The organism is Streptococcus sp. HMSC068F04, from assembly GCF_001837455.1.
In the GTDB taxonomy this organism is placed as follows: domain Bacteria; phylum Bacillota; class Bacilli; order Lactobacillales; family Streptococcaceae; genus Streptococcus; species Streptococcus salivarius_D.
In genome coordinates this window covers 22,812-42,347 of sequence record NZ_KV832473.1, presented here as the reverse complement: position 1 = coordinate 42,347, position 19,536 = coordinate 22,812, and the positions used below count along the sequence as shown (strand labels likewise).

Below are 19,536 nucleotides of genomic sequence, written 5' to 3'. Positions count from 1 at the left end.
ACTTCTGAGGACTTTGTCTTCAATCTGAAAGATCAACATATTATTGTTGATCTTTTTTACTATGAATTACATTGTTTATTTGCTACCAAAGGAGTGAAATTTATTTCTGGGACAGGAGTCTAGAGTATTCCTAAAATGATTTTTAAAATTAATATCTAAGCTTTTAGCTAGGTGGTCAACTTCAGAGTAGACAAGATTTTTTTGTTTCATTTGTGTCATTCCTATACTAAAAGGGGAGTATTATGTAGATAGAGGCTGTTATGCTTTGGTGTTATTCTGCCTAAGATTGATGATTCTATTGATTTTTCTGAGGGAGTTACATATGTTGAAGAGAAGGTAAAGCATATAACAATAAATTGTAAAGCTCCAAAAATCTGGGACAATACTGAGACTATAGACAAATAGGACTGTTGCACTAACAAAAATTAGACAGCTACATATTATTGAAAGTGGAGGATATCCTTTTGAAAATAATAGGCTTTCTATGATTAAGGCAAAAGCAGGTAGCAACAGAGTTAGAATGATAATAATAAAGATGAAGCGTTGTGTATCATCTAGCATCAAGTTACCCAATGATTTACCTAGGTAAAAACGAGAATCACTCCCCCCTGGATAAATAAATTCTCTTGTCAAGGGACTAACTAGGATTAGGGTGTCAAATAGTGAGAAAGCTGCCTATCTCCAAATAGGGAAAGCCCATTCTTCCTCAGATAATTCTCTCTGAGTTCTTTTTTCAGTTAATTCTAATTTGATTGTCATCAATATGTACCTCTTTTGGAAAGTCGTTATTTTGATTTAAGATATACCATCCATCTGGTAGTTCAGAGTTTTTAAGTACCTGTTCTAATTGAGAATGTAAGTCAATTTCTTTAGTCGTGGAACCAGAAGGAAAACTCAATTGAACAGTAAGTTGATTGTTTCGTAGAGCATCTTTAAGTGAAAAATCATAATAGCCACCTAGCGCTTTAGAATGTCCCCTCTCATAAGTATAGAGCGTCGTGTATGGTGTATGGTACAGGTTCTATCTGAACAATAATATTTTTTAAATCTTTCTCGGTACTTAAAGCTTTAGAGATATCATTGATAAATTTTTGATTTCTAGGGTTGATTTTAATAGACTTTTTAACAAAGTCGTCCCCATATTCTCTTTCATCAGGTAAAATCTTATATTCACTATTTTGGCGATTAAAATCTGAGTCGCTTTCTGTTGGGCTGGCAATGTAAGGATAGAGTAAATCTTGAATATGGAGAGGAAGTTGAGTCTTTACATGTTCTTTTTTTGTTATTAATGGTCTCTTGATAATCAATATGGAAAATCAGGTAATGTTTAACCTCATCTTCTTTATTCATACGATAAGTAATTTTATCTGCCCATCCGATACCAGTTATTTGTACCTTTCCTTGAAATCCACGAGTTTTATAAAACCCTTTAATATTTTCTTGAGCATTGTAATAGAAAAAGATAGCAATCATGGTCAATAATAAAATCAAGGGCATAGTAATTTTAAGGTATTTGGAGCTATTTTTTACCATATTAGTTATGACTCTCCTTAACTAGTAGGTTGTAATCTTTTTGACTTTTAACTTCCTCGAGGTGTCCAGTCGTTGTATCAGTACTTGTAAAATACCAATAGATATCCTCCTTATCTGGTGTTAACTCTTTTTGGAGTTTAATGGCATCATCCAAATTAAGTGAATCAGTTGTTACGATAATTAGGCTGAATCTTTTTTTGAGCGATTGGTCACTGTATTCGTTATCGTCTTGATCTTTGTAATTAGCAAAATTTCTTTCTTTGGTCCAGATAAGGGGCATGGAGTTGATAGTGAGGGGATCATCTTTATGACCTATAGAAAAATTATCCTTTGAAAGGAGATAGCGGTAAGGTTTAGCAAATCCGTAGTATTGACTGACTTTTGCTGGTTTGGTTTTAGTTGCCTTATGGGTACGTAAATTGACATAGAATACTTTTTCGTTGTCATAGGATGAAAATTTCACAAACTCATCCCTACCATCGGAGTACATGGTATTATCCATGGAACCAGGATTATCATATCCTAGTTTCTTAGCAAGGTCTAGTACATTAATAGTGTGTCCTTTTCCAGTGTCTTTACCAAGCTGATAAAAGTGAATAATATCATAATTTTTAGAGTCCTTCTTGTGTTTAGATGCTTTATACCTAGATTCTTGGAAGGCTAGATAGGTGCGACCGACGGCTAATTGACTTCTCTCAAGTGCTTTTTCATTTCCAAACCTAACACCTAAAACGTTAAAGTTTCCAATTTTGACGTTTTGAAAGGATGTTACAGTAACTTTTTTGTTAGTATAGTCGTAAAGTCTATCGTCTAAGGAATAAGCGGCTTGAAGTCTATAACCATAGCGAACGAATGTACCTGTAAGTAGGATGGTTATAAAAATAAGGAGATAAACATGCCACATACGCCATCTAAATGTTTCTATTTTTGTCATAGGAGATCCTCTTTGAGTAATAGAAAAACCATGAAAATAAGATTTTCATGGTTTTTAATTCTATTATTTTACCTCAGTAAAGATTACGTGTTTACGCAATTTTGGTGAGTATTTTTTCAATTGAAGACGGTCTGGAGTGTTACGTTTGTTTTTTGAAGTAAGGTACAAGCGTTCACCAGATTCTTTGTGTTCAAGTGTAATATTTACGCGCATGGTATCTCCCTTCTATTATTTAGCTGCGTTAGCTTTAGCGATTTTACGTCCTTTGTAGTATCCTTTAAGTGATACACGGTGTGAACGTGAGTAATCTCCAGTTGTTTCGTCAAATTGTACTGATGGAGCAGTCAATTTGTAGTGTGTACGACGTTTGTTTTTCTTCGCTTTTGAAGTGTGACGTGCAGGTACTGCCATTTCTTTATTTCCTCCGAATTAATATTTATGTTCTTGATTTTAAATCAACTATAACAGAATAACATATCTTTTTTGTAAAGTAAAGTTACTTGACAAAAAACTTCTCAAGAAAATATATAGTTAAAAACTATACAATGTGATAGTAAATACATATTTCACAGCTATAACAGCAAGTGCTAGAATAGGCTTATTATTACATTAAATGAAAGAATAAAAAGGAGTAAATAACTATGAGTAAAGTTCATTATCATTTTGATCATGTTGGTTCTTACCTTCGTCCACAAGCTTTAAAAGAAGCACGTGAAAAATTTGCCAATGGTGAGATTTCGCAAGAGGAATTGTTGAAAGTACAAGATGAATTGGTTAAGGAATTGGTTCATCATGAGGTAGAAAATGGCCTTCAAGTCGTTTCTGATGGTGAATTTGGTCGTTCTTGGTGGCACCTTGACTTCCTATGGAACCTAACTGGTTTTGAAGCTTACCAACAAGAGGATTCATATAAATTCCATGGAGCTAAGACACGTACAACTAACGTTCGTATCAATGGTAAAATTGCTGAAAATCCTAATCATCCTTTCTATCGTGACTTTGAATATCTTAAATCAGTGACTCCTGAAGGAATTACTCCAAAAGTAACTATTCCAAGTCCATCACTCATCATTAACCGTGACCACCGTAGTGATCTTTATGCTGATTACTATGATTCATGGACAGATTTCCTTGATGATTTGGCTAAAGCTTACCATGATACCATCCAACATTTCTACGATTTGGGTGCACGTTATGTACAATTGGATGATACGACTTGGGGTTATTTGATTCAACAGTTTGAGAATGAAAAAAATAATCCTGAGAAAACAGCTGAGTTGGCAAAAATTGCTGAGGATGATGTATACACTATCAATAAAGCTTTGGAAGGTCTTCCAGAAGATTTGACTTTGGCTACTCACATTTGTCGTGGGAACTTTAAGTCAACTTATCTTTTTGAAGGTGGCTATGATTCAGTCGCTAAATATCTTGGTCAATTGAACTATGATATCTTCTTCTTGGAATACGATGATGCGCGTTCAGGTAGCTTCGCACCACTTCCAACGATTTGGAATAACCGTGATCATGTTGAATTGGTACTTGGTGTGATTACTTCTAAGGATCCAGCTTTGGAAGATGTAGATGCTGTCATTGCTCGTATCCATGAAGCGGCTGAACTTGTACCACTTAAGAACCTTGGTATCTCAACTCAATGTGGTTTTGCCTCAACTGAAGAAGGTAATATCTTGACTGAGCAAGATGAGTGGAATAAATTGCAATTGATTAAAACAATTACTGATAAAGTTTGGTCATAATAGAAAAAATGCAGAGGACAGGCTCAGCTTGTTCTCTATTTTTATGAATATAGAAAGGAAGTGTCATGGATTATAAAGAGATAGGACAGAAATTTTAGAAGCTGTAGGAGGAAAGGAGAACGTTCAGAATCTAACCCATTGTGCGACACGTTTACGTTTTACCTTAGCAGATGATTCTAAAGCTGATGATGAGGCTGTTAAAGCTATCGATGGTGTGGTGAGTTTGGCTAAGAGTGGTGGCCAGTATCAAGTTGTTGTTGGGAGTGATGTACCAAATGTATACCGCGCTTTAGAAGGTTTATTGGATCTGGATGAAGTATCTAAGGAATCATCGGAAAAACAAGATAGAACTCCTCTTCAAAGCTTTTTAGCTCTTATTTCTGGGATTTTCACCCCAATCTTACCAGTAATTACAGCAGCAGGGATGATCAAGGCTGTTTTGTCCCTTTTGGTTGTCTTTAAGGTAGTAGCTGTAGATGATGTTAACTATCAAGTTCTTAATTTTATTGGCGATGCTGGATTTTATTTCTTACCTGTATTTTTAGGTGCCTCAGCAGCTCGACAGTTTAAGACGAATGCTCAATTGGGGATGTTGATTGGTGCTATTTTATTACACCCAACTTTTACTCAGATTGTGACAACTGCCAAGGAATCAGGTCATGGCGTCTCTTTCTTTAGTATTCCTCTTACATTAACTTCTTACTCATCAACGGTTATCCCTGTTATTTTGGCAGTTTGGTTTATGAGTTACGTGGAGCGCTTTGCGATTAAAATTTCACCAAAGGCTGTAAAGTTTTTCTTGGTTCCTATGATTACGACATTAATTACTGCAATCGTAACACTTTTGATTTTAGGTCCAATTGGTGCTGTCATAGGTAACTGGTTGGGGGATTTCTTTAAGTGGTTGGAAAACTTTGGCCCATGGGTTGTTCCAACAATTGTAGGGGCAACCTTCCCGTTAATGGTTACAACAGGAACTCACTATGGCTTAGTATCCATTGGAATCAATAACCGTATGACTATTGGGTATGATACGATTGCACAGCCAGGTGCTTTGGCTTCAAATGTGGCTCAGGGTGGAGCAGCTCTTGCTATTGCTTTAAAAACTAAGGATACCAATAAGAAAGCTCTGGCTTCATCGGCTGGAATTACTGCGATTTGTGGGATTACGGAACCGGCTCTTTATGGGGTAACTTTGCAAAATAAAGCAGCCCTTATAGGATCTATTGTTGCAGGGGGAGTAGGTGGCTTCTTCCTTGGTATTTTAGGTGCGAGAAATTTTGCGGGTGGTTCCCCAGGTCTCTTGACGATTGCAGCGTATATCGGTGAAGACACACTTAAATATTTTTACACAGCTATTGCAGGTCTTGTAATTTCTGTTGTGGTATCTTTCATTGTGACCTTCATTCTTTATAAGGAAGATTAATGATTGTGGCAGACCGAGAGGTCTGTTTATTTCTTACGTTGAAAAATCCTCCACCATTTCCCAAAAGCTATGTAAATTATGATAGAATAGAGTGATTATATCTGTAATAACGGAAAAGGAGGGCAGGTCTATTTGAGGCCTGTATCATCATTATGAAACTTCAAAAACCTAAGGGAACGCAGGATATTTTACCTGTTGATAGCGCCAAATGGCAGTACGTGGAAAATGTTGCACGTGAAACATTTAAGAAATACAATTATGGTGAAATTCGTACACCTATGTTTGAACATTACGAGGTCATTTCACGTTCAGTAGGTGATACAACTGACATCGTTACTAAGGAAATGTATGATTTTCATGATAAGGGAGACCGTCATATTACACTTCGTCCAGAAGGAACAGCACCGGTTGTACGCTCTTATGTAGAAAACAAACTCTTTGCGCCAGAGGTCCAAAAACCTGTTAAAGTTTATTATATTGGATCAATGTTCCGTTATGAACGTCCTCAAGCAGGACGCTTGCGTGAGTTCCACCAACTAGGTGTAGAGTGCTTTGGATCAAAAAATCCAGCAACAGATGTTGAAACCATTGCTATGGCCTACCAACTCTTTAATACGCTAGGCATTAAGGATGTTACCCTTCATTTGAATAGCCTTGGAAATACTGAGAGTCGTCTGGCTTATCGTCAGGCCTTGATTGACTATTTGACACCAATGCGTGAAAGTTTGTCAAAAGATAGTCAACGTCGTTTGGATGAAAATCCTTTGCGAGTACTCGATTCAAAAGAAAAAGAAGATAAGGTTGCCGTTGAAAATGCTCCCTCTATCCTTGATTATTTAGATGAAGAAAGTCAAGCGCACTTTGACGAAGTACGTACCATGCTTGATAGTCTTAACATTCCTTACGTGATTGATACTAATATGGTACGTGGTCTTGATTACTATAATCACACGATTTTTGAATTTATTACCACTGTTGATAAGTCTGAATTGACAATTTGTGCGGGTGGTCGTTACGATAGTTTGGTTGAATACTTCGGTGGTCCAGAAACAGCTGGTTTTGGTTTTGGACTTGGTTTAGAACGCTTGCTTTTGGTTCTTGATAAACAAGGTATTGAGCTTCCGGTGGAAGAAAATCTGGATGTTTACATTGCAGTACTTGGTTCAGGTGCTAATGGCAAAGCTCTTGAGTTAGTTCAAGCTATCCGCTATCAAGGATTTAAGGCTGAACGTGATTACCTTGGACGTAAGATTAAGGCGCAATTTAAGTCAGCAGATACCTTCAAGGCCAAGACGGTTATCACCTTAGGTGAGAGTGAAGTGGAGTCGGGTCAGGTCAATGTCAAAAATAACGCTACTCGTGAGGAAGTTACTGTAAGTTTCGAAGAGCTAACTAACAATTTTGCAGCAGTCCTCAAACAGTTAGAAAAGTAGGGGGCATATGGTTAGTATAGTTGATATGCTCAAACGGAGTGAAAAGTTCAGTTTGGCTTTTGATCGTAGTATGCCCATTCGTTTCCAACAACAGTTTTGGCAATTGATTGCCTTTCTTGATAAACATGACATTACTTGGTTTAATGATGAGCCTGCAAGTGATCATGCGATGTGCCAGCAATTACTCGGTCAAGTTTGGCGTCAAGATTGTCAAGATGTGGTCTTAAGTTTTGAAACACAGGAACGTTATTTGGGATGGCAGGTAGACGAGGAAACCGATGAACTTAGTGTTATCATTGAAGATGTTTACGGATTCCGTTGGAATAGTTTACTTGACTTAGAAAAAGCTGATTATCGTTTTGAAGATTTTGAAGAGTTTGCTGAAGATTACGTGGATACTAGTGATTTGTTGAAACAATTTGGCAAATAGTTTTATAAAAAAGAAAGTCTATTAAATTCTAACCTGAAATGGGTGGGGTTTTGATGGGCTTTTTGCTATAATAGTTAAGACTAAAAAATTAACGAAAGAAGTGTATTTATGGAACGTTCTATGTATGCCGGACGTGTTCGTAGTGAACACATCGGAACTACTATTACTTTGAAAGGTTGGGTATCTCGCCGTCGTAACCTCGGAGGTTTGATTTTCATCGATCTTCGTGACCGTGAAGGTTTGATGCAGTTGGTTGTTAACCCTGAAAATGCGGACGCTAATGTTGTTGAAACAGCTGAAAGTTTGCGTAGCGAATTTGTTATTGAAGTCACAGGAACTGTTGAAGCGCGTGAACAAGCTAATGATAACTTGCCTACAGGTGCTGTCGAACTTAAAGTTGAAGACCTTAAAGTCCTTAATACTGCCAAAACAACACCATTTGAAATTAAAGATGGTGTTGAGGCTAGTGATGATACACGTATGCGTTACCGCTATCTGGATCTTCGTCGTCCAGAGATGTTGGAAAACTTTAAGCTCCGTGCAAAGGTAACTCACGCCATCCGTAATTATCTTGATGACTTGGAATTTATCGATGTTGAAACACCAATGTTGACAAAATCTACACCAGAAGGTGCTCGAGATTACTTGGTTCCAAGCCGTGTTAGCCAAGGTCACTTTTATGCTCTTCCGCAAAGTCCTCAAATCACTAAACAATTATTGATGAATGCTGGTTTTGACCGTTACTATCAAATTGTTAAGTGTTTCCGTGATGAAGATTTGCGTGGAGACCGTCAACCTGAGTTTACACAAGTTGACTTGGAAACGTCATTCCTTAATGAGCAAGAAATCCAAGATATTACAGAGGGATTGATTGCTAAGGTTATGAAAGAAACTAAAGGGATTGAAGTTACATTACCATTCCCACGCATGTCTTATGATGATGCCATGAATAACTATGGTTCTGACAAGCCAGATACACGCTTTGACATGCTTTTACAAGACTTGACAGAGGTTGTCAAGGGTGTAGACTTCAAAGTATTTGCTGAGGCACCAGCTGTTAAGGCAATTGTTGTTAAAGGAAATGCAGACAAATACTCACGTAAAAGTATTGACAAGTTGACAGAGTTTGCCAAACAATTTGGCGCTAAAGGTCTTGCTTGGGTTAAGATGACTGACGGAGCTCTAGCAGGTCCAGTTGCTAAATTCTTGACAAGTATTGAAGATAAGTTGACAGATGCTTTACACCTTGAAGAGAATGATCTAGTTCTTTTTGTAGCAGATACACTTGAAATCGCTAATAACACACTTGGTGCTTTGCGTAATCAAATTGCTAAAGAACTTGACATGATTGACAACACTAAGTTTAACTTCCTTTGGGTTGTCGATTGGCCAATGTTTGAGTGGTCTGAAGAAGAAGGACGCTATATGTCTGCTCACCACCCATTTACTTTGCCAACAGAAGATTCTGCAGCAGAGCTTGAAGGAGATCTTTCCAAGGTACGTGCTGTAGCTTATGATATTGTCTTGAATGGTTATGAGCTTGGTGGAGGTAGTCTACGTATCAATCATAAAGACCTACAGGAACGTATGTTGAAAGCCCTTGGTTTCTCTGAAGAATCAGCCTATGAGCAATTTGGATTCCTTCTTGAGGCTATGGACTATGGTTTCCCACCACATGGTGGTTTGGCTATCGGTCTTGACCGTTTTGTTATGCTTCTTGCAGGTAAAGATAATATCCGTGAAGTGATTGCCTTCCCTAAAAATAATAAGGCATCAGATCCTATGACTCAGGCTCCAAGTCTTGTGGCTGATAAACAGTTGGAAGAACTTGCCCTTCATGTAGATTTAGAAAATGAATAAAGCACCTCTTCATAAACATGTTAAATTTGTAGCGAAAAAGTCTGCGAAGAAAATGGGCGTTTTGCAGGCTGCACGTAGTATTTCCCGTGAAAAATATACTGAAAAAGTTTCAGCCTCTTTACTTTACGGGCTCTTATCGTCAATCGCCGTTAATTTCTTTTTTCAACCTGGACATGTTTACTCCAGTGGAGCAACAGGTTTGGCACAGGTTTTATCGGCATTGAGTGTTAGAACTTTGGGCTTTGAGATACCAGTATCATTGACTTTCTATACGATTAATATACCTCTCTTGATTATGGCTTGGTATAAGATTGGCCATAAATTCACTATCTTTACCTTCATTACAGTAACGATGAGCTCCCTTTTTATTCAGGTGATGCCACATGTAATCTTGACAGAGGATCCTTTGATTAATGCTATCTTTGGTGGTTTGGTCATGGGAACGGGGATTGGTTTCGGTTTAAAATCACGTATCTCTAGTGGAGGGACGGATATCGTTAGCCTCACTATTCGTAAGAAAACAGGCCGTGATGTTGGTAATATCTCCTTGATTGTCAATGGGATTATCATGGTTTTTGCGGGCATTCTTTTTGGTTGGAAATATGCTCTTTATTCAATGGTGACTATTTTTGTTTCTAGTCGAGTAACAGATGCGATTTTCACAAAACAAAAGAAAATGCAGGCTATGATTGTCACAAGTAATCCCGACCCAGTTGTAAGGATGATTCAGAAGAAACTCCATCGTGGAGTAACGATGATTAATGATGCGGAAGGGACTTATAATCACGAAAAGAAAGCAGTATTACTGGCGATTATTACGCGTGAAGAGTATACTGACTTCAAGCATTATATGAGAAAAGCAGATCCTAAAGCTTTTGTCTCTATCGCAGAAAATGTACATATTCTAGGTCGTTTTGTTGATTTAGATGACTAACAAAAAAGGAAGTTGACGAACGTTAGCTTCTTTTTTGTTGGAGGAATTCTTGACGAAATGCTTGCTTGACTTTACAATATCAGTATGATTAGATTTTTAATTCCAACCGCAAAAGAAATGAAGGCCAGTAAGGAAGTTCCGTCTCAAAAACTATCCGAAAAGAGTGCAGCTATCCTAACTGAAATGGCAAAATTGTCCCCAGATGAATTATCCATAGCTTATAAAATAAAGCCTGAACAGGCTGAGAAAGAAAAGCAGCGCTGGGGTGCGATTTTGTCGGGAGAAGCGAAGAACTATCCGGCCGTCGAGCTTTTTAATGGTCTGATGTATCGTCACATCAAACGTAGTGACTTATCCACATGTGAAAAAGATTTCTTAGGCCAACGAGTATTTATCACATCTTCTTTTTATGGAATCATTCCTGCTTTTTACCCGATTCAGGAACATCGTCATGACTTTCATACGAAGATTAAGGTTGATGGTCAGTCCTTAAAAAACTATTGGCGTGCCGAATATGATCAATTTCTGGAGGAGAATCAAGTTCCGGTTATTTCTTTGCTTTCGAGTGAATTCGAGGATGTTTTTAGTCCAACTCTTCGTAAGCAGTTATTCACGGTTAGTTTTATGGAAGACCGCAATGGGGTTCTTAAGACTCACTCTACGATTTCCAAAAAGGCAAGAGGGGCTTTTTTGACAGCTGTTATGGAGGAGAATTGTCAAACGATTAATGATTTACGAAAATTGTCTTTTGATGAGTTTAACTATCGTGAGGATTTATCCTCTAATAATGAGCTAGTTTTTGTTAAAATTGCATAAAAAAGTCTGAGTTATAAGCTCAGACTTTTTTATAGCATATCTTTACGATCGACTTGTTCATAGTTAGTTTGACCGTCATTTAGCTTGTCCCAAATAACGACTTCTCCCTGATTAAGAGATTTTTTGACATCAATAATACGTTGATTAGATGATCCTCGAAACTGGAGCATAAGGTTCTTTTTAGTGATGTCAAAGCGGCCGTCAACGAGAATGTCAACGAGTTGAAGAAGTTCTAGTTTATCAGGAGTTTCAAGCATCAACTCCTCCCAAGTATAACCAGTCCAAGACCAGATATCTTTTTCCGGGAGTTCCTTACGAATGCGTTTGACTAGGGGAATGAGAATTCCTGTGTTTAGGAAGGGTTCACCACCAAGTAGCGTGAGACCTTGTACGTAAGGTTGAGCTAGATCCCTCATGATTTGTTCTTCAAGTTCTTTAGTATAGGGAATTCCTGCCTTAAAGGACCAGGTGGCAGCGTTATAGCATCCCTCGCAATGAAACATGCAACCAGAGACGTAAAGGGAGTTACGCACGCCTTCACCATCAACGAAATTAAAAGCTTTGTAGTCAATAATACGTCCTTGGCTAAGTTCTTCAGACTTCCATTCCTGTGGTTTTGGTGTATTCCATGTCATGATTCTACTCCAAATCTATCCAATAGCGCTCAGTTTCATGGCGAATGTCCTCCAACTGGCCACCGTTGGCTAATATAACAGCTCGACTAGCAGGATTCTTGATACTACAAGTGACCAGAGCACGATGAATATTCTTTTCTTTAGCCACTTGCAGACCTTGATGAAGAGCTTCTTTTGCATAGCCTTTGCCCCTTTCAGAGGGACGGATTGAGTAGCCAATATGGCCCCCTTTTTCTAGTAAGTAGTCATTTAATCGGAGACGAAGGTTGAGAAAGCCAAGAGCATGACCTGCTTCGTCAAAACTAACTAGCTGGATAGCAGGAACCCAATTTTCAGGAATATTGAGTCCCGCTTCCGCTTGAAGATTTTCTTCTAGCCACTCTTCATAAACAAAATTGTCGGGATTCCAAAATCCACCATCATGAGCAGATTGCTCCCTTTCAAATTCAGCCATCATCTCTAAGATAGCTTCTTTATCTGTTTGGCTCGGTCGGCGTAAGATCATATTATTTCTTCTTTCCAGCTTTTTTCAAAAGGGCTTGGACACGTGCTTTTTTATCGTTTTTGACGGTTGCATTTTTTTCGTGGTAACGTTCCACTTGTTGCATACCTTTATAATCTAATTGATATTTTCCCATTATATTCCTTTCTAAAAATGAAATAAGCAAAGCAGTTGGAAGATATCATCCAGCTGCTTCTAGTTTATTATAATGTATTCTAGGTCTTATTAAAGGTGTTTACCTTCATATTTTATGGTTGAACCGTTCATGTGTTTGACTCGAGCAGAGATTTCTTTGTGGCGTCCTTTAACCATTGGGCGTGCCTGTGGATTTCCTAGATAGCCGCAAGTACGTTTAACAACATCAACTGTTTTAGGATCTGTGTTGCCACAGTTAGGGCACATGAATCCACGTTCTGTTGGGGTGAAGTCCCCTTCAAAGTCACACTTGTAGCATTTATCGATTGGAGTATTCGTTCCGAGGTAACCGACACGGTCATAAGCAAAGTCCCAGACAGCTTCGAGTGCCTTTGGATTTTGCTGGAGGACTGGATATTCGCAGTAATGGATGAATCCACCAGTTGCACCAGCTTCTGGGTAAGCTTTTTCGAATTCTAATTTTTCAAATGGTGTTGGATTTTTACGAACATCGTAGTGGAAAGAGTTGGTGTAATACTCTTTATCTGTGATATCAGTCACGACACCGAACTTTTCAGTATCCAAACGACAGAAACGATCCGTCAAACTCTCTGATGGTGTTGAATAAACAGAGAAATGATAATCATATTCGTCAGACCAACTTTCACAAGCATTTTTCATAGCTTTAACGATATCTAACGTGAACGCTTTGGCTTCTGGATTAGTCTCCCAGTCACTACCATAAAAAACGGATGCTACTTCATAAAGCCCAATATAACCAAGTGATACAGTTGCACGACGATGTTTGAATAGTTGATCTACATTGTCGAATTTACCTAGACGTTGACCAAAGGCACCATACTGATAAAGGATGGGGGCATTAGCAGGTGTCGCTTCTTTGACACGTTCAACTCGGTAGACGAGTGCATCTTTGGCAATTCCCATTCTTTCTTCAAAAATTTCCCAAAATTTATCTTGGTCTCCCTTAGATTCTAGGGCAATTCGAGGAAGATTAAGGGTTACAACACCCAGATTCATTCGTCCAGAATTAACTTCGACACCATTTTCATCCTTCCACCCTTGTAGGAAGGAACGGCATCCCATAGGAGCTTTAAAGGAACCCGTCAATTCAACGATTTTGTCATATGATAGGACATCTGGATACATACGCTTTGTTGCACATTCAAGAGCTAGTTGCTTAATATCGTAGTTAGGTGAGCTAGGCTCTAAGTTAAGTCCACGTTTTAAGGTAAAAATGAGTTTAGGGAAAATGGCAGTACGGTGTTCGGAGCCAAGTCCTAAAATACGAACTTGTAGGATAGCCTTTTGGATTTCACGCTCAAACCAGTTTGTCCCTAAACCGAAACCGAGAGAGGTAAAGGGAGTTTGTCCATTCGAAGTGAAAAGCGTATTAATCTCGTATTCAAGAGATTGCATAGCATCGTAGATATCTTTACGCGTTTTGGCGCGTGCATAGTCTTCACGTTTTTCTTCAGCTACCCACTCTTTAGCATCAGCTAAGTGTTTTTTGTAGTTAAGTTCTGCGTAAGGAGCTAAAAACTCATCGATACGGTCTGCAGTACAGCCACCGTATTGACTAGAGGCAACATTTGCGATGATTTGTGAAATTTGTGCTGTTGCAGTTTGAATGGATTTAGGACTTTCAACTTCAGCATTACCAATCTTAAAACCATTTGCCAACATGCCTTTGAAGTCAATCAAGCAACAGTTAGTCATAGGTGTGTAAGGACTGTAGTCTAAATCGTGGAAGTGGATATCCCCCTTTTGATGAGCATTCGCCACATGTGAAGGAAGCATTTTAAGTCCAATAGATTTTCCGACAATTCCTGCGGTTAAATCACGTTGTGTATTGTAAAGGTCACTGTCCTTATTAGCATTTTCGTGAACAACAGCCTGGTCTTTATTGACAAGTTTATTAATGGTGAAATTAATGTCAGTGGCTTGAGAGCGCTCAAAATCACGCTTGGTACGATAGTTAATATATTCTTGAGCGATAGCATACTCGTTTGCTTCTAGCAACTCGTGCTCTACTATGCTTTGGATTTCATATATTTTGATATTTTGAGTGAAGCGGTCATTAATTTCAGCAACAATACGGTTGGCAATTCCCTCCAACTTTGCTTCAATTAATGGTGTGATAGGTGTAATAGCCTCACTTGCTTTGAGGATAGCCTCATATATTTTACTTGAATCAAAGACAACCATACGACCATCACGTTTGATGACTTTGATATCAGGGTTGATTGTAACCTTTTCTTTTTCTAATGTAATCATCTAAAAATCACCTCGTTACTAATTATAGCACTAGGCAAAAAAAAATCAATATATTGTGGTATATTTTTATCTCAACCACTATATATTGATTTTTCGACCTATTTTAAGACGTAAACAGTGTATCGTTCAACGCCTTTTACAGGGGCTTTTTTATAGTTTTTTGAAAGTGTAGATTTAACATCAGAAGGTAGTTGTGTATCTTGTTGAACAACTATATATTGTGCTGAATCTTGGATAATAGTATCTGAGAGAGCTTTCTGATGACTAGATTTAGCTGTGTTAAGTTCTGGAAGAACAAATTGTGAGGCTGCTTTACGACCGCTTTCCAAATAAATTTTTGCTGATGAATCGTAAACGTAGATAGTTTCATCTTTTTTGGTATTTTTAGCGAGGTAATTTGCAACAGTACTACGTTCAGTATTATTTCCTAAATTAAATAGGAACATAATGATTGGCATTGCGAAAGCAAATGCAAAGACTGCAATAGGTAAGAAGTAATTACGACTAAGGAAGATACCAAAAACTTTAAGTGTGTGAATCTGGTTACCATTACGACGTCGGTGAGAAGTTCGCTCTGCTCTCTTTTTAATAGCATCATCTAAAGAAAGCGCTGTCAAGACTAGACCATAAGGTACGATGTTGAGAATACTGTAAAGTCCAAAACTTTGAGAGAACAAGCTGTAAACTACTGTAAAGATAAAACTAAGGAGTAGTACCCACTTGATACTCTTATCTTTAGCATCGCCAAGAAGGTGGTTGCTTGTAGTCAGTGCACCAATAAGTAATCCAGAGCCGATGACAGCAAAACTTTGGTAAGCTAACGTAAGTAGAAAGTCATTTTTTTCTACAGCAAGTTGTGTAAAGTTGTAAACCAAAACTTGGTTAATATAGTCCGATGTAATTTGTAAATTTAGGATAAAGTAAAGACATAGATACAATACTAGAATGTTACCAAAAATAATACAAAGAACTTGATAAAAACCACGAGCAAAGTGCTTGTTGACAAGGTTGTAAACGAAGATTGTCACAAGTGACAATATCCAGAAAATAAGAGTTCGAGCTTCAAAAAGAGCTCCCGCAGTGCCAGCGAAGCCGTAAAGAATAAAGGCTTCATCACGACTGTGACCCGCAAAGTAACGAGTTAAGAAGAAGATGGCACCTAGGACAAAAGGCATAGCAAATTGGATAGGGTAGAGCCCACCAAAACCAAGTGTTCCATTAGTGACATAGAAAATAATACTAATTAGAGTGGCAATTTCCTTCTTGTTTGTCATGTGCATGACAGTCTTGTAGAGGTAACTTCCAGAAAGATAGTAGGTAAGGAATTGAATAGGAATCAGCCAAAGAGTTGATCCTAAACGGAAAGCCAGAGAAACTAGTAAGTAATAAAAGAAGCCGCCTGTCGCAAAAAAGTCAGAGTAGGGTAAGCTACCATTGGCAAACATTTTTGCAATGTAAAGGTTTTGAGACTGTATATTATTGGCAAAGTCTGTAAAGCAGGGAACTGATATACTAAAAATACTCAAAATCAAACTGAGAATCAGGATATGGCCTTTATGCTTCCATGGAAGTGAAATCTTAGTTTTTTTCTCTATTTGAGACGAATTTGATTCTTCTGTATGTCCCTGAATTGTCACTTCAATCTTTTCGGATTGATTCTCTTGTGTATGAGAGCGATGGTGGCTTCGATGATAACCTTGGTAGCCACTTGAATCTAAAGTATTGTCTTCGTTGTATGGACTCACAATTAAACTCCTTTGTTGACATTTGGAAAGTTATAAATAAAAGGGTCTTATCCCCTAATTGTCTTATTTAAAGTATATCAGATAATACCATTTAGTCAATTTTCCTCTAATTTCTTACATTTAAGAAAAAAATATCTAAAAAAGAGACTGAGATACAATATCCCAATCTCTTTTTAACAAGTCATTTCTTTGCCTATGGCATTGAATATTTTTAGTTTTCGTCGATGAAGCTATTGAAAACTTCTTCAATCATATCCCATTCAGCATCTGAATCTTCAGGAATTGGTTGAAGGTCGCCTTCAGTACCGTCTTCATTTTCAGTGAATGAGTATGCTTGGATTTCAATTTCCCCGTTAGCATCTTCTTCAGCACCAGCTGGTACCAAAAGAACATAGTTTTTACCAAATTCTTCGCGTCCATCAATAGTCAACAAGATTTCAAAAAGTGTTTCATTTCCTTGTTCGTCTACTAAAGTGATGACTTCATGATCATGGTTGTGGTCGTGATTGTGTGACATATTGTTCTCCTTTTTGTAGAGAGCACTGAATAGTGAGGAAATCTAGTATATTTGCTTGGCAGTTTACTAGATTGTCATTTGACTATTAGGTCTCTATTACACTTTCTTAAAACATTCGATCGAGGTAGTTTTGTAGAATAAGTTGGGCAGCTAATTTATCAATAACTTTTTTACGTTTACCACGGCTGACATCTGCTTGTTCAACCAACATACGCTCGGCTTGAACAGTTGTCAAGCGTTCGTCTTGGTAATCTACAGGAATTCCAAAGATTTCCTTGATTTTGTCACCATAGGCTTTGCTTGCCTCAACACGTGGTCCTTCAGTGTTATTCATATTTTTAGGAAGACCAACAACAAATTTTTCTACCTTATATTCTTTAACGAGCTCGCCTAGTCGGTCGAAACCAAACTCTTCAGCCTCCTCGTCAATTTTGATAATTTCAACGCCTTGGGCTGTAAAACCGAGGGGATCACTAATCGCAACTCCTACTGTTTTTGAGCCAACATCAAGTCCCATTACTCGCATTAGAGGTCAATTCCATTTCCTTTAAGATAATAGCGAACGAGTTCTTCAACGATTTCATCACGTTCGTATTTACGAATCTGGTTACGGGCGTCATTATAACGCGGAACATAAGCAGGGTCACCGCTCAGAACATAACCGACGATTTGGTTGATAGGATTGTAACCTTTCTCAGCCAACGAACGGTAAACATTTGTCAAAGTATTACTGATTTCATCTTTGCTACCGTCGTCTAGGTTGAAACGAACAGTTTCATCTGTAAATCCCATACTGACACCTTCTTTCTATAAGAATTATCTGTTAGTTCTTTATTATAACATAAGTATAGCCAAAAGGGAAAGTCGATGAACAAAAAAAGAGACGACTGAAGTCATCTCTCTTAATATCCAATAAGATTAAACGCGTTCAACTTTACCAGATTTAAGCGCACGAGCTGAAGCCCAAACTTTTTTAGGTTTACCATCAACAAGGATAGTAACTTTTTGAAGGTTAGGTTTAACGGCACGTTTAGTTTTGTTCATAGCGTGTGAACGGTTGTTTCCAGAAACAGTTTTACGTCCTGTAAAGTAACATACTTTAGCCATTTCGTGTTTTCCTCCTAGGTAGAATTTATTACGGATGTGCTAGCACCACATACCAAAACATTCTATCATAAGAATTTAGGTTTGACAAGAACTATTTATAATTTCTTTTTATAACAAAATAGTATATGCTTATTATAATAAGAAAAAATCAGTTAAAAAAGGAGAGAAGATGCCAGATAATCTTGCTCTACGCATGCGTCCACGTACAATTTCAGAGGTGATTGGTCAGAAGCATTTGGTTGGTGAAGGTAAAATTATTCGCCGTATGGTAGAAGCGAATATGCTGTCGTCAATGATTCTCTACGGGCCACCAGGTATCGGGAAGACCTCAATAGCTAGTGCTATTGCAGGAACAACAAAATTTGCTTTTAGAACCTTTAATGCTACTGTTGATAGCAAGAAACGCCTGCAGGAAATTGCGGAAGAGGCTAAATTTTCAGGTGGCTTAGTTCTGCTTCTAGATGAGATTCATCGTTTGGATAAAGCTAAACAAGACTTTTTATTGCCACTCTTAGAGAATGGCAATATTATCATGATTGGGGCTACGACGGAGAATCCGTTTTTTTCTGTCACACCAGCCATCCGTAGTCGTGTACAAATATTTGAGTTGGAACCACTCTCTAACGAGGATATTAAGGAAGCTATCCTAGGTGTTCTAGAGGACAAGGAGCGTGGCTTTGACTTTGATGTCCAGTTAGATGAGGATGCTCTAGATTTTATTGCTACGGCTACTAATGGTGATTTACGTTCGGCTTATAATTCCTTAGATTTAGCTGTCATGTCGACGCTAGCTTCAGAAGATGGGCTTCGCCATATTACTTTAGATACAGTGGAAAATAGTTTACAACGTAGCTATATCACCATGGATAAAGACGGTGATGGACACTATGATGTACTTTCTGCTTTCAAAAATCTATTCGAGGCTCTGATGTTAATGCCAGTCTTCACTATGCAGCACGTTTGGTTGAAGCAGGAGATCTCCCTAGTCTAGCACGACGCTTGACTGTGATTGCGTACGAGGATATTGGTTTAGCTAATCCTGATGCGCAAGTTCACACGGTTACAGCTTTGGAAGCTGCACAGAAAGTAGGTTTCCCAGAGGCGCGAATTTTGATTGCCAATGTAGTTGTTGACTTAGCTTTATCTCCTAAGTCGAATTCGGCTTATATGGCTATGGATGCTGCCTTGGCAGACCTTAGAAAATCAGGAAATTTACCGATTCCTCGTCATTTGAGAGATGGACACTATGCTGGAAGCAAGGAACTGGGCAATGCACAAGATTACAAGTATCCCCATGCTTATCCTGAAAAGTGGGTCAAACAACAATATCTTCCGGATAAATTAAGAGGTGTGAATTATTTCCAACCCAATGAAACCGGAAAATATGAAAGAGCTCTTGGAGCTAATAAAGAACGGATCGATAAGTTATCTAGGTAATACGAGAGGAATCAACGAAAACGATTGCAAAAAAATTGATTTT

General features: G+C 38.1%; 20 protein-coding genes and 2 pseudogenes. 9 read left to right on the top strand and 13 right to left on the bottom strand.

Annotation, left to right across the window (positions count from 1 at the left end; all coding sequences use genetic code 11):
* Positions 1 to 1,185: 1,185 nt before the first annotated feature.
* From HMPREF2571_RS10795 to rpmF, 4 genes are all read right to left on the bottom strand, one after another.
* A complete protein-coding gene (locus tag HMPREF2571_RS10795) occupies positions 1,186 to 1,533 on the bottom strand; it encodes a hypothetical protein (protein ID WP_013991322.1) in 348 nt (115 codons plus the stop codon).
* A 1-nt stretch (position 1,534) separates the two neighbouring features.
* Positions 1,535 to 2,467 (bottom strand): hypothetical protein, encoded by a 933-nt coding sequence (locus tag HMPREF2571_RS03920; protein ID WP_013991321.1) that lies wholly within the window; start codon positions 2,465 to 2,467, stop codon positions 1,535 to 1,537.
* A 63-nt stretch (positions 2,468 to 2,530) separates the two neighbouring features.
* Positions 2,531 to 2,680, bottom strand: a complete 150-nt coding sequence (gene rpmG, locus HMPREF2571_RS03915) for a 50S ribosomal protein L33 (protein ID WP_002262412.1) — start codon at positions 2,678 to 2,680, stop codon at positions 2,531 to 2,533.
* Positions 2,681 to 2,695: 15 nt separating this feature from the next.
* Complete coding sequence (gene rpmF / locus HMPREF2571_RS03910; protein ID WP_002885630.1) at positions 2,696 to 2,878, bottom strand: 50S ribosomal protein L32; 183 nt, start codon at positions 2,876 to 2,878, stop codon at positions 2,696 to 2,698.
* A gap of 230 nt (positions 2,879 to 3,108) precedes the next feature.
* Between rpmF and HMPREF2571_RS03905 the strand changes: the two genes are divergently transcribed.
* The 8 genes and pseudogenes from HMPREF2571_RS03905 to yaaA all read left to right on the top strand — a co-directional run bounded on the left by HMPREF2571_RS03905 (position 3,109) and on the right by yaaA (position 11,120).
* Positions 3,109 to 4,221 carry a vitamin B12 independent methionine synthase gene (locus tag HMPREF2571_RS03905; protein ID WP_002885813.1) on the top strand — a complete coding sequence of 371 codons (1,113 nt, stop codon included), beginning with the start codon at positions 3,109 to 3,111 and terminating at the stop codon, positions 4,219 to 4,221.
* A 91-nt stretch (positions 4,222 to 4,312) separates the two neighbouring features.
* Positions 4,313 to 4,363: pseudogene (locus HMPREF2571_RS10970) on the top strand (PTS transporter subunit EIIB); the annotation flags it as partial.
* Positions 4,364 to 4,444: 81 nt separating this feature from the next.
* Positions 4,445 to 5,647, top strand: a complete 1,203-nt coding sequence (locus HMPREF2571_RS03900; protein ID WP_231593851.1) for a PTS transporter subunit EIIC — start codon at positions 4,445 to 4,447, stop codon at positions 5,645 to 5,647.
* A 152-nt stretch (positions 5,648 to 5,799) separates the two neighbouring features.
* Positions 5,800 to 7,080 (top strand): histidine--tRNA ligase, encoded by a 1,281-nt coding sequence (gene hisS / locus HMPREF2571_RS03895; RefSeq protein WP_014632507.1) that lies wholly within the window; start codon positions 5,800 to 5,802, stop codon positions 7,078 to 7,080.
* A 7-nt stretch (positions 7,081 to 7,087) separates the two neighbouring features.
* The gene (locus HMPREF2571_RS03890; RefSeq protein ID WP_070847217.1) at positions 7,088 to 7,510 is read left to right on the top strand and encodes a hypothetical protein; all 423 of its coding nucleotides are present in this window, start codon (positions 7,088 to 7,090) and stop codon (positions 7,508 to 7,510) included.
* A gap of 108 nt (positions 7,511 to 7,618) precedes the next feature.
* Positions 7,619 to 9,370, top strand: coding sequence for an aspartate--tRNA ligase (gene aspS / locus HMPREF2571_RS03885; RefSeq protein WP_002885629.1), 1,752 nt, complete (start codon positions 7,619 to 7,621; stop codon positions 9,368 to 9,370).
* Positions 9,363 to 10,304, top strand: coding sequence for a YitT family protein (locus HMPREF2571_RS03880; protein ID WP_013991301.1), 942 nt, complete (start codon positions 9,363 to 9,365; stop codon positions 10,302 to 10,304). Before aspS ends, HMPREF2571_RS03880 begins: the two co-directional genes overlap by 8 nt.
* Before the next feature lie 84 nt (positions 10,305 to 10,388).
* Positions 10,389 to 11,120 (top strand): peroxide stress protein YaaA, encoded by a 732-nt coding sequence (gene yaaA / locus HMPREF2571_RS03875; protein WP_013991300.1) that lies wholly within the window; start codon positions 10,389 to 10,391, stop codon positions 11,118 to 11,120.
* Positions 11,121 to 11,149: 29 nt separating this feature from the next.
* Here yaaA and nrdG read toward each other — a convergent pair whose 3' ends face one another.
* From nrdG to rpmB, 9 genes are all read right to left on the bottom strand, one after another.
* Complete coding sequence (nrdG, locus tag HMPREF2571_RS03870; RefSeq protein ID WP_013991299.1) at positions 11,150 to 11,755, bottom strand: anaerobic ribonucleoside-triphosphate reductase activating protein; 606 nt, start codon at positions 11,753 to 11,755, stop codon at positions 11,150 to 11,152.
* 4 nt (positions 11,756 to 11,759) lie between these two features.
* Positions 11,760 to 12,260, bottom strand: coding sequence for a GNAT family N-acetyltransferase (locus tag HMPREF2571_RS03865; protein WP_013991298.1), 501 nt, complete (start codon positions 12,258 to 12,260; stop codon positions 11,760 to 11,762).
* Between the two features lies 1 nt (position 12,261).
* Entirely contained in the window at positions 12,262 to 12,393 is a 132-nt protein-coding gene (locus HMPREF2571_RS10790; RefSeq protein ID WP_002885877.1) for a hypothetical protein, read from the bottom strand.
* An 89-nt stretch (positions 12,394 to 12,482) separates the two neighbouring features.
* Positions 12,483 to 14,687 (bottom strand): anaerobic ribonucleoside-triphosphate reductase, encoded by a 2,205-nt coding sequence (gene nrdD / locus HMPREF2571_RS03860; protein WP_013991297.1) that lies wholly within the window; start codon positions 14,685 to 14,687, stop codon positions 12,483 to 12,485.
* Between the two features lie 98 nt (positions 14,688 to 14,785).
* Positions 14,786 to 16,432: a membrane protein gene (locus HMPREF2571_RS03855; protein ID WP_013991296.1), complete on the bottom strand. Its 1,647-nt coding sequence runs from the start codon at positions 16,430 to 16,432 to the stop codon at positions 14,786 to 14,788.
* A gap of 211 nt (positions 16,433 to 16,643) precedes the next feature.
* Positions 16,644 to 16,949 (bottom strand): DUF1292 domain-containing protein, encoded by a 306-nt coding sequence (locus HMPREF2571_RS03850; RefSeq protein ID WP_002887079.1) that lies wholly within the window; start codon positions 16,947 to 16,949, stop codon positions 16,644 to 16,646.
* Between the two features lie 106 nt (positions 16,950 to 17,055).
* Positions 17,056 to 17,475: a Holliday junction resolvase RuvX gene (gene ruvX / locus HMPREF2571_RS03845; protein ID WP_002887078.1), complete on the bottom strand. Its 420-nt coding sequence runs from the start codon at positions 17,473 to 17,475 to the stop codon at positions 17,056 to 17,058.
* The gene (locus tag HMPREF2571_RS03840) at positions 17,475 to 17,741 is read right to left on the bottom strand and encodes an IreB family regulatory phosphoprotein (protein ID WP_002885737.1); all 267 of its coding nucleotides are present in this window, start codon (positions 17,739 to 17,741) and stop codon (positions 17,475 to 17,477) included. The genes ruvX and HMPREF2571_RS03840 overlap by 1 nt, the downstream gene beginning before the upstream one ends.
* A gap of 126 nt (positions 17,742 to 17,867) precedes the next feature.
* Positions 17,868 to 18,056 (bottom strand): 50S ribosomal protein L28, encoded by a 189-nt coding sequence (rpmB, locus tag HMPREF2571_RS03835; protein ID WP_002885786.1) that lies wholly within the window; start codon positions 18,054 to 18,056, stop codon positions 17,868 to 17,870.
* Between the two features lie 169 nt (positions 18,057 to 18,225).
* Between rpmB and HMPREF2571_RS03830 the strand changes: the two are divergent.
* A pseudogene (locus HMPREF2571_RS03830) lies at positions 18,226 to 19,493 on the top strand (replication-associated recombination protein A).
* Positions 19,494 to 19,536 lie beyond the last annotated feature (43 nt).

What these genes read in the sequence shown, in the direction of transcription:
- HMPREF2571_RS10795 (WP_013991322.1), bottom strand. Translation starts at nt 1,533, where the DNA reads ATGGTAAAAAATAGCTCCAAATACCTTAAAATTACTATGCCCTTGATT.
- HMPREF2571_RS03920 (WP_013991321.1), bottom strand. Translation starts at nt 2,467, where the DNA reads ATGACAAAAATAGAAACATTTAGATGGCGTATGTGGCATGTTTATCTC.
- rpmG (WP_002262412.1), bottom strand. Translation starts at nt 2,680, where the DNA reads ATGCGCGTAAATATTACACTTGAACACAAAGAATCTGGTGAACGCTTG.
- rpmF (WP_002885630.1), bottom strand. Translation starts at nt 2,878, where the DNA reads ATGGCAGTACCTGCACGTCACACTTCAAAAGCGAAGAAAAACAAACGT.
- HMPREF2571_RS03905 (WP_002885813.1), top strand. Translation starts at nt 3,109, where the DNA reads ATGAGTAAAGTTCATTATCATTTTGATCATGTTGGTTCTTACCTTCGT.
- hisS (WP_014632507.1), top strand. Translation starts at nt 5,800, where the DNA reads ATGAAACTTCAAAAACCTAAGGGAACGCAGGATATTTTACCTGTTGAT.
- HMPREF2571_RS03890 (WP_070847217.1), top strand. Translation starts at nt 7,088, where the DNA reads ATGGTTAGTATAGTTGATATGCTCAAACGGAGTGAAAAGTTCAGTTTG.
- aspS (WP_002885629.1), top strand. Translation starts at nt 7,619, where the DNA reads ATGGAACGTTCTATGTATGCCGGACGTGTTCGTAGTGAACACATCGGA.
- HMPREF2571_RS03880 (WP_013991301.1), top strand. Translation starts at nt 9,363, where the DNA reads ATGAATAAAGCACCTCTTCATAAACATGTTAAATTTGTAGCGAAAAAG.
- yaaA (WP_013991300.1), top strand. Translation starts at nt 10,389, where the DNA reads ATGATTAGATTTTTAATTCCAACCGCAAAAGAAATGAAGGCCAGTAAG.
- nrdG (WP_013991299.1), bottom strand. Translation starts at nt 11,755, where the DNA reads ATGACATGGAATACACCAAAACCACAGGAATGGAAGTCTGAAGAACTT.
- HMPREF2571_RS03865 (WP_013991298.1), bottom strand. Translation starts at nt 12,260, where the DNA reads ATGATCTTACGCCGACCGAGCCAAACAGATAAAGAAGCTATCTTAGAG.
- HMPREF2571_RS10790 (WP_002885877.1), bottom strand. Translation starts at nt 12,393, where the DNA reads ATGGGAAAATATCAATTAGATTATAAAGGTATGCAACAAGTGGAACGT.
- nrdD (WP_013991297.1), bottom strand. Translation starts at nt 14,687, where the DNA reads ATGATTACATTAGAAAAAGAAAAGGTTACAATCAACCCTGATATCAAA.
- HMPREF2571_RS03850 (WP_002887079.1), bottom strand. Translation starts at nt 16,949, where the DNA reads ATGTCACACAATCACGACCACAACCATGATCATGAAGTCATCACTTTA.
- ruvX (WP_002887078.1), bottom strand. Translation starts at nt 17,475, where the DNA reads ATGCGAGTAATGGGACTTGATGTTGGCTCAAAAACAGTAGGAGTTGCG.
- HMPREF2571_RS03840 (WP_002885737.1), bottom strand. Translation starts at nt 17,741, where the DNA reads ATGGGATTTACAGATGAAACTGTTCGTTTCAACCTAGACGACGGTAGC.
- rpmB (WP_002885786.1), bottom strand. Translation starts at nt 18,056, where the DNA reads ATGGCTAAAGTATGTTACTTTACAGGACGTAAAACTGTTTCTGGAAAC.